The organism is Roseateles sp. (assembly GCF_044373315.1).
GTDB lineage: Bacteria > Pseudomonadota > Gammaproteobacteria > Burkholderiales > Burkholderiaceae_C > JACDQM01.
The window spans coordinates 1-13,484 of the sequence record NZ_JBILQK010000006.1 but is presented as its reverse complement, the minus strand read 5'-3'; the positions used below and the strand labels follow the sequence as shown (position 1 = coordinate 13,484).

General features: G+C 63.7%; 12 protein-coding genes and 2 riboswitches. Of the genes, 5 read left to right on the top strand and 7 right to left on the bottom strand.

All coding sequences use genetic code 11. The features are described from left to right. Positions 1-15: 15 nt before the first annotated feature. Complete coding sequence (locus ACIQ67_RS02740; protein WP_397532821.1) at positions 16-1,080, bottom strand: LacI family DNA-binding transcriptional regulator; 1,065 nt, start codon at positions 1,078-1,080, stop codon at positions 16-18. 251 nt (positions 1,081-1,331) lie between these two features. On the opposite strand from ACIQ67_RS02740, the gene ACIQ67_RS02735 reads away from it, so the two are divergent. The 4 genes from ACIQ67_RS02735 to ACIQ67_RS02720 all read left to right on the top strand — a co-directional run bounded on the left by ACIQ67_RS02735 (position 1,332) and on the right by ACIQ67_RS02720 (position 4,702). Beyond that, positions 1,332-1,829 carry a gluconokinase gene (locus ACIQ67_RS02735; protein WP_397532820.1) on the top strand — a complete coding sequence of 166 codons (498 nt, stop codon included), beginning with the start codon at positions 1,332-1,334 and terminating at the stop codon, positions 1,827-1,829. A 62-nt stretch (positions 1,830-1,891) separates the two neighbouring features. Beyond that, entirely contained in the window at positions 1,892-2,341 is a 450-nt protein-coding gene (locus ACIQ67_RS02730) for a TRAP transporter small permease subunit (protein ID WP_397532819.1), read from the top strand. A gap of 1 nt (position 2,342) precedes the next feature. Next, positions 2,343-3,650 carry a TRAP transporter large permease gene (locus tag ACIQ67_RS02725; protein ID WP_397532818.1) on the top strand — a complete coding sequence of 436 codons (1,308 nt, stop codon included), beginning with the start codon at positions 2,343-2,345 and terminating at the stop codon, positions 3,648-3,650. A gap of 32 nt (positions 3,651-3,682) precedes the next feature. Continuing rightward, a complete protein-coding gene (locus ACIQ67_RS02720) occupies positions 3,683-4,702 on the top strand; it encodes a TRAP transporter substrate-binding protein (RefSeq protein WP_397532817.1) in 1,020 nt (339 codons plus the stop codon). Positions 4,703-4,750: 48 nt separating this feature from the next. On the opposite strand, the gene ACIQ67_RS02715 is transcribed toward ACIQ67_RS02720, so the two are convergent. The 4 genes from ACIQ67_RS02715 to gcvT form a co-directional block, all read right to left on the bottom strand. Next, positions 4,751-6,139, bottom strand: a complete 1,389-nt coding sequence (locus ACIQ67_RS02715; RefSeq protein WP_397532816.1) for an L-serine ammonia-lyase — start codon at positions 6,137-6,139, stop codon at positions 4,751-4,753. A 119-nt stretch (positions 6,140-6,258) separates the two neighbouring features. After that, complete coding sequence (gcvP, locus tag ACIQ67_RS02710; RefSeq protein ID WP_397532815.1) at positions 6,259-9,159, bottom strand: aminomethyl-transferring glycine dehydrogenase; 2,901 nt, start codon at positions 9,157-9,159, stop codon at positions 6,259-6,261. A gap of 174 nt (positions 9,160-9,333) precedes the next feature. Next, positions 9,334-9,708 (bottom strand): glycine cleavage system protein GcvH, encoded by a 375-nt coding sequence (gene gcvH, locus ACIQ67_RS02705; RefSeq protein ID WP_397532814.1) that lies wholly within the window; start codon positions 9,706-9,708, stop codon positions 9,334-9,336. Between the two features lie 34 nt (positions 9,709-9,742). Then, positions 9,743-10,864, bottom strand: a complete 1,122-nt coding sequence (gene gcvT, locus ACIQ67_RS02700) for a glycine cleavage system aminomethyltransferase GcvT (RefSeq protein ID WP_397532813.1) — start codon at positions 10,862-10,864, stop codon at positions 9,743-9,745. Between the two features lie 53 nt (positions 10,865-10,917). Continuing rightward, a riboswitch (glycine riboswitch) is annotated at positions 10,918-11,027 on the bottom strand. A 9-nt stretch (positions 11,028-11,036) separates the two neighbouring features. Further along, positions 11,037-11,140, bottom strand: a riboswitch (glycine riboswitch). A 116-nt stretch (positions 11,141-11,256) separates the two neighbouring features. On the opposite strand from gcvT, the gene ACIQ67_RS02695 reads away from it, so the two are divergent. After that, entirely contained in the window at positions 11,257-11,907 is a 651-nt protein-coding gene (locus tag ACIQ67_RS02695; protein WP_397532812.1) for a nitroreductase family protein, read from the top strand. A 92-nt stretch (positions 11,908-11,999) separates the two neighbouring features. Here ACIQ67_RS02695 and ACIQ67_RS02690 read toward each other — a convergent pair whose 3' ends face one another. Together ACIQ67_RS02690 and ACIQ67_RS02685 are read right to left on the bottom strand one after the other, a co-directional pair. Further along, the gene (locus tag ACIQ67_RS02690; RefSeq protein ID WP_397532811.1) at positions 12,000-12,455 is read right to left on the bottom strand and encodes a universal stress protein; all 456 of its coding nucleotides are present in this window, start codon (positions 12,453-12,455) and stop codon (positions 12,000-12,002) included. Between the two features lie 121 nt (positions 12,456-12,576). Beyond that, positions 12,577-13,484: P1 family peptidase (locus ACIQ67_RS02685; RefSeq protein WP_397532810.1), on the bottom strand; the 908-nt coding region annotated here is incomplete at its 5' end.

Sequence of the window (13,484 nt, the reverse complement as noted above, 5' to 3'; positions counted from 1 at the left end):
TGCGCGGCGGTGCATTCAGACACTGCCGCGCAGCACCAGTTCAAAGCCCAGGTCCGAGCTCGGCTCCGCCACGGCTTCGCCGCGCATCAGCTTCATCAGCATCACCGCAGCGCGCGCGCCGATGGCACTGCGCGGAGTGCGTACAGTGGCCAGTGGGGGCAGCATCTGGTCACTGCCCGTCAAGTCGTTGAAGCCGGCCACGGCGACCTGCTCGGGCACTTTCACTCCCAGTCGAAGGGCAGCCAGCAAGGCACCTTGGGCCAGGTCGTCATTGTTGAAAAAGATGGCGTCGACCGCCGGGTCATCCGCATGGATGCGTTCGAACAATTCGCCTCCCAAGGCCAGCGAAGAACGTTCAGGGCTCAGCCATTCCAGCTTGTGATCCAGGCGGCCGGCAGCCTGCATGGCTTGGCGGTAGCCTTGGACGCGCTGCAGGGTACGGGGGTCCAGTTGCGCCGCCGCGAATGCAATGCGCCGGTAGCCACGATCGATCAGGACCTGCGTCATGGCCGCGCCCGCATCGGACTGTGAAAACCCGACGCTGTAGACACCGTCCTGCTGTGTCGTTTCCATCACATGGACACAGGGCACGCCACTGCTTTCGATCAACTGGCGCGCCGCATCGGTGCGGTCGAAGCCGGTGACGATCAGGCCCGCGGGGCGGTGCAGCAAAAAGTTGCTGAGCAAGGCTTCTTCCTCGGCCGGGTCGTAGTGTGTCACTCCGATCAGGGTTTGATAGCCCGCCGGGAGCAGCCGGCGCTGCACGGCGTCCAACAGGTCCACGAACAGCGCATTGCTCAGCAGGGGGATCAAGACCGCCACATGGCTGCTGCGACTGGACGCCAGCGCACGAGCAGCCGGATCCGGCACGTAGCCCAACTCGCGAGCGGCAGCCTGCACGCGCTCGACCAGGTCTGGGGCCACGGCGCGTTCTCCGCGCAGCGCGCGTGACACGGTTATCGGGCTGACCTGTGCGGCCTGGGCGACATCGGCCAGGGTCGTGCGCCCGCTCGCACGCGGGCGGCGTGCCGGTGATGGGACAGGGGAGTTGGCGGCCTTCTTAACGTTCGAGCTCGACATCGTTGCGTGTATACCCTGATTGGCTTGAATTGAGTTTGGCTTAGGATAGCGCTGTCCAGCTTCGGCGCGCAAGGATATTTGTCCTTGCGAGACGACAGGCCGGCTAGAGAAGCAATCGGTCCTTGCGGGGGCCGTTGAACATAGAGGCGATATCCGGTCGCCCTCTTTTCGGCGCGAGTCGGATAGCGCTATCCATAACAAGTCATCGGTATGAAATTGCGAAACAGGTCTGGTCGAGAGGTGGACGAAAGATGAGAAAGCTTGTGGTGATGGGAGTCGCCGGCTGCGGCAAGTCCAGTCTGGGCCTCACCTTGGCTCAGGCCTTGGGCACGCCGTACATCGAAGGCGATTCGTATCACGCCGACGAATCGATCGCAAAAATGCGCGCCGGCATCCCGCTTACCGATGCGGACCGCCAGGGCTGGCTGGAGCGCCTGTCCGCCGCGCTTGCCGGCGCAGAGCACGGCGGTGTCCTGGCCTGCTCGGCCTTGAAGCGCAGCTATCGCGATCAGCTGAGGGCTGCATCACCGGGTCTGCGCTTTGTGTACCTGGACATCAGTCGGGAGCTGTCGCTGCAGCGCGTCGCGGCGCGCTCAGCTGAGCATCTGTTCCCGGTGAGCCTGGTGTCCAGCCAGTTCGCCGCACTGGAAGCGCCAGATGATGAAGAGGGTGTCGTCACGGTCGCCGCCGCCACGTCCCTCGATCAACAACTTGCTCAGGTCTTGGCCTGGCTTAAAGGAGGCGGCTGATGAGCCCCATCACAAACGCAAGCCCAGCCAAACCGCTGTGGCAACGAAGCAGTGAAACCGCCATGGCTCTTTGCCTGGCGGTGATGGCCGCGGCGGTCTTCATCAATGTCGTGCTTCGCTATGCCTTCGGCAGCGGCGTGGCAGCGAGTGAGGAGCTGTCGAGACTGCTGTTCGTCTGGATGGTGTTCATCGGTGCCACGGCGGCCTATCCACTCGGTGAGCACATGGCGTTCACCAGTCTGTTGATACCGCTGCGGAAAAAGCCGCATTTGATGAAGCTGATGACGGGCTTGATACGCCTGGCCGTGCTGCTGGCCTGCGTACTGGTGGGCTGGGGTGCGTGGCAGCAGGTGGTGGTCGGACTTGACAGTCAATCGGTGGTGTTGGGCTACTCCAGTGCGCTGCTGCCTTTGCCGGCGCTCTTGAGTGCGCTTGTGATCGGCGTGATCGCGTTGACCCAGTTGATCAGGCGCACGCCGCTGGATTTGGGCCACGGTGTGGAGGTGGAGTGATATGGCCTGGTTGAATTTGAGCAATGAGGCTCTGGCCTTCGTGATCTTCGTGCTGGGCATGGTGGTGCTGATGGGTATCGGCATGCCGATGGCCATCGCCCTAGTGCTGACCGGTGCCGGCATGGCCTGGGCCTTGGACTTCTGGGACACCCAGCTGCTCGCACAGAACATGGTGGCCGGTATCGACAGCTTCCCGCTGCTGGCCGTGCCCTTCTTCATCCTGGCCGGAGAGTTGATGAACGCGGGTGGCATCAGCCGGCGCATCATCGCCATGGCGCAGGCCTGGGTCGGACATATCCGCGGCGGCCTGGGGTTCGTGGTCATTGGCGCAGCGGTGTTGATGGCCAGCATGAGTGGCTCGGCGCTGGCCGACACTGCCGCTCTGGCCACCATCCTGCTGCCCATGATGCGGGCCCATGGTTACCCCATGCACACCTCGGCGGGCCTGATCGCCGCCGGCGGCATCATCGCCCCCATCATCCCGCCATCGATGCCTTTCGTGATCTACGGGGTGACGACCAACACCTCGATCTCTGCCCTGTTCATCTCAGGCATCGTGCCGGGCTTGATCATGGGGCTGGGACTGATCGTGGCCTGGAAGCTGCAACTGCGCCGCATGGATCTGCCTTCCGGCACACCCTTGCCCATGCGCGAGCGGCTGCGTGCCACCGTCAAGGCGTTCTGGGCGATGCTGATGCCCCTGATCATCATTGGAGGCATGAAGTCGGGGCTGTTCACGCCCACCGAAGCAGCCGTGGTGGCAGCGTTCTACGCCTTGGTGGTGGCAGCCTTCATTCACCGCGAGCTCAATCTGCGTGAGCTTCACGACGTGCTGGTGCGCGCGGCCAAGACCACCGCCGTTGTGATGTTCCTATGTGCTGGTGCCCAGGTGGCCAGCTACATGATCACGCTCGCTGACCTACCCAATGTCTTGAGCGGCTGGCTGGGCGGTCTGATCGAGTCGCCGCGCCTGCTGATGGCCATGATGATGATCACCCTGGTACTGATCGGCACGGCCTTGGACCTGACGCCCACCATCTTGATCTTCGCGCCCGTGATGTTGCCCATCGCCGTCAAGGCCGGCATCGACCCCGTCTATTTCGGCCTGATGTTCGTGCTCAACGGTGCCATTGGCCTGATCACCCCGCCCGTTGGCACGGTGCTGAATGTGGTGGCCAGTGTTGGGCGACTCTCCATGCACCAGGTCATCAAGGGGGTGAACCCCTTCCTGATCACCTATGTGCTGATACTTACCTTGTTCACCGTGTTCCCGCAGATCGTCATCGCGCCCATGGCGTGGATGCGTTAGTCATGACCCGACCATAACCAGGAGACCCACAAATGAAAACCCTTCGCCGCAGCCTGCTTGCACTTGGCATCATTTCCCTGACCCTCGGAACCACTGCTGCCCAAGCGCAGGACATCAAGCCGCGCATGATCCGATTTGGCTACGGCCTCGCCGAAGCCAGCAACCAAGGCCGTGCCGTCAAGGTGTTTGCCGAGAACGTGGAGAAGCTATCGGGCGGCAAGATGAAGCTGCGAGCCATCGGTAACGCCGCGCTCGGTCCCGACACCCAGATGCAGCAGGCCCTGATCGGTGGTGCGCAGGAAATGATGGTGGGATCCACCGCCACGTTGGTCGGCATTGCCAAGGAAATGGCCCTGTGGGACACCCCCTTCCTGATCAACAACAGCAAGGAGGCCGATGCGCTGCTTGATGGCCCGATCGGCGACAAGGTCAAGGCCAAGCTCGAAGAAAAAGGTCTGGTGGGACTTGTCTACTGGGAAAACGGATTCCGCAACCTGACCAACAACAAGCGTGCCGTCGCGAAACTGGAAGACCTGGACGGCATCAAGCTGCGCGTGATGCAGAACAATGTCTTCCTCGAGAGCTTCAAGTCGCTGGGCGCCAATGCGGTGCCGCTGCCATTCTCTGAACTGTTCAGTGCACTGGAGACCAAGGCGGTGGACGGGCAGGAGAACCCGTACAACACCATCCTTTCAGCCAAGTTCTACGAGGTGCAAAAGTACCTGACCGTGACCAACCACGTCTACAGCCCGTGGATCATGCTGGTCAGCAAGAAATACTGGGACGGACTGAGCCAGGACGAGCGCACGGTGCTGCAAAAGGCTGCGGTCATCAGCCGCGACTTCGAGCGCAAGGACACACGCGCAGAAGCCGCCAAGGCCTTGGTAGACCTGAGGACCAAGGGTATGCAGATCAATGAACTGAGCCCTGCCGAGGCAGCCCGCATGCGCGACAGGCTCACTCGCGTCAACGCGTCCATTGCCACTAATGTCGGTATGGAGTTGTGGAACGAAACCCAGGCCGAGCTGGCAAAGATCCGCGCTAAAAAGTGAGGGGGGGGAGGAGGAGAGGGTTGGCGCTGCCGAGAGGCAGCGCCTTTTTTAGCATTCGACGATATTCACTGCCAAGCCGCCGCGTGCGGTTTCCTTGTACTTGGCGGCCATGTCGGCTCCGGTCTCGCGCATGGTCTTGATGACCTTGTCGAGGCTGACGAAGTGCGTGCCATCGCCGCGCAGCGCCATGCGCGCCGCGTTGATCGCCTTGACCGAGGCGATGGCATTGCGCTCGATGCACGGAATCTGCACCAGTCCGCCCACCGGATCGCAGGTCAGTCCCAGGTGGTGCTCCATGCCGATCTCGGCCGCGTTCTCCACTTGTTCGGGGGTGCCGCCCATCACCTGGCACAAGGCTGCAGCCGCCATCGAGCAGGCCACGCCAACCTCGCCCTGACAACCGACTTCGGCGCCAGAAATCGAGGCGTTCTCCTTGTAGAGAATTCCGATGGCCGCCGCCGTCAACAGAAAGTCGACGACGCCATCTTCGTTGGATCCGTGCACGAAGCGTGTGTAGTAATGCAGCACCGCAGGCACGATGCCGGCCGCGCCATTGGTCGGCGCAGTCACCACCCGGCCACCGGCGGCGTTTTCCTCATTGACCGCCAGTGCGTAGAGGTTGACCCAGTCCATCACCTGCAGGGGGTCGCGCAAGGCGGCTTCCGGGTTGCTGGTCAGGTCGCGGTGCAGTTGCGCGGCGCGGCGCTTCACCTTAAAGCCGCCGGGCAGGATGCCTTCTGTGCGGCAGCCCCGCGTGACGCAGTCCTGCATGGTCTGCCAGATGCGCAGCAAGCCGGCGCGGGTCTCTTCATCAGTGCGCCAGCGGCGCTCGTTGCGGCGCATCACGTCGGCAATGCTGATGCCATGCTGGCGCGTCAGCGCCAGCAATTCGTCGCCGCTCTTGAAAGGGAAGGGCAGCACCGTAGCATCGGGCGCAATGACCTTTTGCTTGGAGCCGTCGGCGGCCACCTCGTCGCTGACCACGAAGCCACCGCCCACCGAGTAGTAGATGCGGTTGGCGATCTCCTCACCGTCGGCATCAAAAGCCAGGCAGCGCATGCCGTTGGCATGGAAAGGCAGCGATTCGCGGCGCTTGAAGACCAGGTCTTTCGACTCATCGAAACGCAGCTCGTGTTCGCCGATGAGGTTCATCGCGCCGGCGCGGATGGCGTCGAGCAGTGCGGGAATGGCTTCCACATCCACGCTGTCCGGTTCATGGCCAGCCAGCCCCAGCAGCACGGCCTTGTCGCTGCCATGGCCCTTGCCGGTGGCGCCCAGGCTGCCGTAGAGAATGACCTGCACGCGCGCGGTGCGCGCCAACAGGCCGTCGTGCTTGAGCCGCAAGCCAAACAGCCGCGCGGCACGCATCGGGCCGACGGTGTGCGAGCTCGAAGGCCCGATGCCGATCTTGAAGAGGTCGAATACGGAGACAGCCATTCGGAATCCTTCCGGTGTGGAGTGGGCCGGCTTGGAAAAAACCGCCTGCCGAAGGTGTCGGACAGGCGGTCATCAGGGCTGCGCAGTCGGTGGACGGCAAGCCCGGGATCACGCGGAGATTACTGGTACTCGCTCAGCGGCAGGCAGGAGCAGAACAGGTTGCGGTCGCCATGCACGTTATCGACACGGCCGACCGGCACCCAGTACTTCTGCTTGCGCAGCGAAGCCAGCGGATAGGCAGCCTCCTCGCGGGTGTAGCCATGCGCCCAGTCGGCCTTGAGCATGCTTTCGGCAGTGTGCGGCGCGTTCACCAGCGGGTTGTCCTCGCGGCTCCAGCTGCCCGCCTCGACCTTGGCAATCTCAGCGCGGATCGCCAGCATCGCGTCGCAGAAGCGGTCCAGCTCATGCTTGGATTCGCTCTCGGTCGGCTCGACCATCAGCGTGCCAGCGACCGGGAAGGACAACGTCGGCGCATGGAAGCCGTAGTCGATCAGGCGCTTGGCCACATCCTCGGCGCTGATGCCGCTGGTTTCCTTCAGCGGGCGAAGGTCCAGAATGCACTCATGCGCCACGCCGCCGCCCTTGACGCCAGCGATATTGCCGCTGAAGTGGATGTCGTAAGCATCGGCCAGACGCGCCGCCACATAGTTGGCAGACAGGATCGCCACCTCAGTGGCAGCCGTCAGGCCGTCGGCGCCCATCATGCGCACATACATCCACGAGATCGGCAGCACCGCGGCATTGCCCAGAGGTGCTGCGCTGACCGCACCGATATTCGTTGCGGCACCAATGCCGGCCGAGCGATGTGCCGGCAGGAAGGGCACCAGGTCCTCGACCACGCAGACCGGTCCGACACCGGGGCCGCCACCGCCGTGTGGGATGCAGAAGGTCTTGTGCAGGTTCAGGTGCGAGACATCGCCACCGAACTCGCCCGGTGCCGCCACGCCGACCAGCGCGTTCATATTGGCGCCGTCCACATAGACCCGGCCACCATGCTTGCGCACCATCGCGCAGATCTCCGTCACATGGGTGTCGAACACGCCATAGGTGGAGGGGTAGGTGATCATGATCGCGGCCAGATTGGCGGCATGCTGCTCGCACTTGGCCTGCAGATCGACCAGATCGATATTGCCTTCTTTGTCGCACTTGGTGACCACCACCTGCATGCCAACCATCTGGGCCGAGGCCGGGTTGGTGCCGTGGGCCGACTCAGGAATCAGGCAGATCTTGCGATGGCCTTCGCCGCGCGACTCATGCCAGGCCTTGATCGCCAGCAGGCCGGCGTACTCGCCTTGCGAGCCGGCGTTGGGTTGCAGCGAGATGCCCGCGTAGCCGGTTGCCTGGCAGAGCCAGGCGGTGAGCTGCTGGTCCAGCAGCGCATAACCCTTCAGCTGATTCTGCGGGGCGAAGGGATGGATGTTGGCGAACTCCGGCCAAGTGATGGGGATCATCTCGCTGGTGGCGTTCAGCTTCATCGTGCAAGAGCCCAGCGGAATCATGCTTCGGTCCAGCGCCAGATCCTTGTCGGCAAGGCTGCGCAGATAGCGCAGCATCTCGGTCTCGGAGTGATAGCGGTTGAAGACCGGGTGCGTCAGGAAGGCGCTGCTGCGGCGCAGCGCCGGCGGAATCAGCGAATCAACACCCTTGGCAAAGGCCGCCAGCTCGGGCAGCTTCTGGCCGGGACTGGCGAACCAGGACCACAGCGAGGCCACGTCGGCCTGCGTGCTGGTCTCGTCCAGCGAAACGCCGAGGTGCTGATCGGAGACGCGACGCAGATTTGCGCCTGCGGCGAGTGCCGCAGCCAGGATGCGATCGGTGTCGACCCCGGTCTCGATGGTCAGGGTGTCAAAGGCTTGCGAGGTCAGCACCTTGCGGCCCAGCTCGGTCAGGCCTTGCGCCAGCATCGCGGTGTAGCTGGCCACGCGCTGCGCGATGCGCTTGAGGCCTTGCGGGCCGTGATAGACCGCATACATGCTGGCAACCACGGCCGGCAGGACCTGGGCGGTGCAGATGTTCGAGGTGGCCTTCTCGCGACGGATGTGCTGCTCGCGGGTCTGCAGCGCCAGGCGATAGGCCGGTTTGCCGTGCGAGTCGATGCTGACGCCGACCAGGCGGCCAGGCATCGACCGCTTGAATTCGTCGCGGCAAGCCAGATAGGCGGCGTGCGGGCCGCCGTTGCCCATGGGCATGCCGAAGCGCTGGGTGTTGCCAACAGCGATGTCGGCACCCAGCTCGGCCGGGGCTTTGATCAGGGTCAGGGCCAACAGGTCGGCAGCCATGATGACGACGCCGTTGCTGCGAGCCTTGTACTTGGCGATCCAGTCGGCGTAGTCGCGTACTTCGCCGTTGACGCCAGGGTACTGCAGCAGCACAGCAAAGCTGTCGTTGTCCAAGGCCTGATCGCCGCTGCAGACGCGAACCTCTATGCCGAGGGGATTGGCGCGCGTCTGTATCACCTCCAGCGTCTGGGGCAGCACATCATCGGCCACATAGAAAACCTGGCTCTTGCTCTTGCCGCCACGGGCTGCCAAGGTCATGGCCTCGGCGGCGGCAGTCGCCTCGTCCAGCATCGAGGCGTTGGCGATCGACATGCCGGTCAGGTCGGTCAGCATGGTCTGGAAATTGACCAGCGCCTCCATGCGGCCTTGCGAGATTTCAGCCTGATAGGGCGTGTAGGCGGTGTACCAGGCCGGGTTCTCGAGGATGTTGCGCAGGATGACGCCCGGCGTCAGCGTGCCGTAGTAGCCCTGGCCGATGAAGCTCTTCAGCACTTGGTTCTGCGAGGCCAAGGCCTTCAGCTCAGCCAGTGCCTGCGCCTCGCTGATGGCGGGCAGCAGTTGCATGCCTTGCGAGCGCTTGATCGAGGCCGGCACCACCGACTCGATCAGGGCACGGCGGGAGGCCGCACCGATGACAGACAGCATCGCGGCTTCGTCAGCGGCATCGGGGCCAATGTGGCGGGCATGGAATTCAGCGGCGTTCTCGAGTTCGCCGAGCGGCTTCAGGGCAGACATCAACATGGCAACAATCTCTCTATCTGTGGTTTCGGCGGGCCGAGCGCCGGGCCGCCCCAAGCCGGCCCGCCAGATGATGCAGGCGGCTCCGAGCTGCCGACATCACCGTCTCCCCTCTAGGGACCGCCCAGTCACGCCCGCGTTCAGCGCGGCGGGCCTGAGCGAGGGGTTTATCTCACTTCAGCTGTTCTTGACCAGCTCGTCGTAGGCGGTGCTGTCCATCAACGCATCCAGCTCGGACGGGTTGGAGAGCTTCACCTTGAAGAACCAACCGGACTTCAGCGGGTCGCTGTTGGCCAGCGCAGGGTCATTGCGCAGTTCTTCGTTGACAGCGGTGATCTCGCCGCTGACCGGCATGTAGACATCAGCCGCAGCCTTCACCGACTCGACGACGCCGGCGACGTCCTTGCTGGCAAAACTCGCGCCGACTTCGGGCAGGTCGACAAACACCACATCACCCAGCGCATCCTGTGCGTGGACCGTGATGCCCACGGTCACGGTGCCGTCGGCTTCGATCTGGACCCATTCGTGGTCGGGCGTGTACTTGATGCTCATGGAAAGGCTCCGTGTCAAAGTTGGAATCTGGGAATCAGCCGCGGAAGTATCCGTTGGGCGTGAAAGGCGTGGAGGTGACCGTCATCGGCGTGCGCTTGTCGCGCACCAGGGCAAAGACCTCCGTGCCGAGGGCCGCGTGAGGGGTCTGCAGATAGGCCAGCGCCACCGGCTTGCCGACCGTCGGACCCAGCGTGCCGCTGGTGACCACGCCGATTTCGGTGCCGCTGGCATCAACGATCTTGGCGCCTTCACGAACCGGCATGCGCTCTCCGCTGATCAGGCCGACGCGCTTGCGCGTCGCACCCTGGCTGAGCTGCTGCTCGATGACCGCTGCTCCGGGGTAGCCTCCCGCGCGCGCGCCGCCGGGCCGGCGGACCTTCTGGATCGCCCAGGTGATGGAGGCTTCGACCGGCGTTGTGCTGGTGTCGATGTCATGGCCATAGAGGCACAGTCCCGCCTCCAGTCGCAGCGAGTCGCGCGCGCCCAGGCCGATGGGCATCACTTCGGATTGAGCCAGCAGCTTGCGGGCCAGAGCCACGGCCTGGTCCTGGTGGACCGAGATCTCGAAGCCATCTTCGCCGGTGTAGCCCGAGCGGGTCAGGAAGGTGGGGATACCGTCGAGCTCGAAGAAGCCGCCGGTCATGAAGGTCAACTTGGCGACCTCGGGGTTCAGTCGCGACAGCGCGGTCACGGCCTTCGGGCCCTGCAGCGCCAGCAGCGCTTGTTCGGGCATGGGAATCACTTCGCACTGGCCACCCAGCTTGGCTTGCATATGGGCGATGTCTTGCACCTTGCAGCCTGCATTGACCACCACAAACAGATCGTCCGGGCGGCGGCAGATCATCAGATCGTCCAGGATGCCGCCGGTGTCGTTGGTGAACAGCGCATAGCGCTGCTTGAAGACGCCCAGGTCGACCACGTCGACCGGCACGATTGTTTCCATCGCCGCTGCGGCGCCGGTGCCGACCAGGCGAACCTGGCCCATGTGGGAGACGTCGAACAGGCCAGCGGATGCACGCGTGTGCTTGTGCTCGGCCATGATGCCTGCGGGGTACTGCACCGGCATGTCATAGCCGCCAAACGGCACCATCTTGGCACCGAGTTCGACATGAAGGGCGTGCAGGGGGGTCTTGTGGAGGACTTCGCTGGCGGACATGACTGAAAACTCCGAGGGCACTCTGGTAACCCACTTCCAATGAAGTGGGGGGAAATGCCCTCGCTGTCCGCTTTACCTGAGAGATTGGCCACCGACAGATCGTCGACAGCTTGCCCCTTCGGTGGATGGATTCAAAGACCCATCTCTCTCCAGTGAGGAACGCCGGGTTATTGGCGTCTTGTCAGTCCTTTTGCCTGAGCGTTCGCAGCTTGGGATCACCGGTGCCACTGCGCCTTCGGCGGCTTCCGCGAGGAAGCTCTCTCCTGACCGCGCGCATTGTAGCCATGCTTTTGCCCCGCGAACCCCAAGCCCGCTTCTTGCGACAGCTTGAGCCAGCGCAATCCAGACGCAAACAGAAGGCATACGCTGTGACGCAGGGGAGGGAAGCGATCATGACGAACATGCTGACCAAACTGGTCCTCGGCGCGATGGGCGCACTGCGACCTGAGCCGGCCAAGGGAAGCGGGGCCTCCACGGTGGTGCTGCCGCCACCCCTGCGCACAGGTGGCATGCCTTTGATGCAGGCCCTGCAGCATCGCCAGTCGGTGCGCAGCTACCGGACTGAGGCGCTGCCAATTCAACAACTGTCTGATCTGCTCTGGGCCGCTAATGGCCAGAACCGCCCAGGCGGTGGCCGCACGGCACCATCAGCCTTGAATGCACAGGAAGTCGACATCATCGTGGCACTGCCTCAAGGCGCCTACCGCTTTGATCCGGCTCGTCACCAACTTGAGTTGTTGTGCGCGGCCGACCTGCGGCGCATCAGCGGCTACCAGGACTTTGTCGACAGCGCGCCGCTGGACTTGATCTTCGTCGCCGATCACGGGCGCATGAAGATGGTGCCGGCTGCGCAGCGCTCGGCGTATGCCCATGTCGCCGCTGGCGCCATCGCTCAGAACATCTATCTTTACGCTGCAAGCGTCGGACTTGCGACCGTCATCCGGGCGTGGCTGGACCGCGCTGCGATGGCGAATGCTTTGGGCCTCGCACATGACCATGAGGTGCTGCTCTCGCAGACCGTGGGTCATGCGGCTGCGGCCTAGCAACTCAGCAGTGAACTGCAGGAGAGGCCGCCGCAGCCACCCCTTCGTTGCAGCGGTGGCGGAAAAGCCTGAGGCAGACGAGGGCGTCCTGTTCAGTCAGGAAACGACTCAGCCTTGACCATCAGCACAGGCACCATGCTCTGGCGGAGCACCAGTTCAGCGTCACTGCCCATCAGCAGGCGATTGATGCCGCGCCGCCCATGTGTGCCCAGAACGATGAGCTGGCAGTTGGACACTGCGGCTTGCTCCACAATCACATCCGCGACGCGCGCCCCCAAGGCCTCGCGCTGAAGGGTTTCATGCGGCAAGCCCGTCATGAAGTCCTGTTTGGAGGCCTTGAGCAGCAACTCACCACCATAAGCCCGCAAGACCTCAAGCGTCTGCTGAAAACTGGGCGTGACTGCCATCTCGCCGTAGAGCGGGAAGTCATCAAGAACATGCATGAGCACCAGTGTCGAGCCCAGCTGGCTGGCCAACTGCGCGGCTTCCTTGAGTGCGCGGTCCGAGGTACTGCTGCCGTCCAATGGAACCAGAATCCGCTTGTACATGATGTCCCTCTCGATGCTGTGATGGTGTTCGCTGGAGGTCCTGCGACTGCAGCGACTCAAGCTCGTGGATTCTGGGCTGCCAGCATCGATTGCGCTTGAGCTATGTCAGACCGCCGCCGGTTCAAGCCGCTTGAATGGAGGCGATGTAGACCGCTCGTGCAATGGCTCGCGCCAGGCAGTCTGCGGCGGCGGCGCCGATTTGCCCGACCTTCGCCTGCCGTGCCAGACCGGTGCCCATGCTCAACTGCTTGCCGGCCAAGGCGAATACGGTGTCGCCATCGAACGGCGTGTGAGCCGGCCTGACGGCCCGGGCCATGCCGTCGTGGGCCATCATCGCAACGCGCTTGCACTCGGCACTGCTCAGATCAGCGTTGCAGGCGACGATGGCCAGCGTGGTATTCGCCCCGGCTTGCAGGCGCCCGATGGCGGCCAGGCGGGAGTCATCCGGTGACGGCTCGCTGCACGGCAGTATCGATGCGGGCTCAGGCCGGTAGCCACCAAACTCTTGGTCCAGCTCGAACGGCCAGGCCCAGTAGCTGCGCTGATCGGGCATCTGAACAGACCCGACCGGGTTGGCTGCAACCAGCGCGCCAACGATCAGTCCGTCTACAAGTGCAATCGAGCTTGATCCCAGGCCGCCAGGCAGCAGTCCGGCTCTGGCACCACGTCCGGCGCCAATGCTGCCGAGTTCGAATCTCTCTGAGGCGGCAGCTGCTGCGTCCATGCCAAGGCGCCGGTAAGGCGGCTCCAAGCCCCAGGACTTGTCACCGCCGTTAGAAAGATCATGCAGCACTGCAGCCGGCACGATGGGAATCGCCGGACTGCCAGCGCTCAAGCGCAAACCGTGATCCAGGCTGGACAAAACAACGGTGACGCCATCGGCTGCTGCAAGGCCGAAAACGGAGCCCCCTGAAAGGACGATGGCATGCGCGTGGCCGACAAGATTCTCTGCCGCCAACGCTTCAGTTTCCCGCGTTCCTGGGCCGCCGCCACGCACGTCGACGCCAGCAGCCCAGAAACCGTCGACGA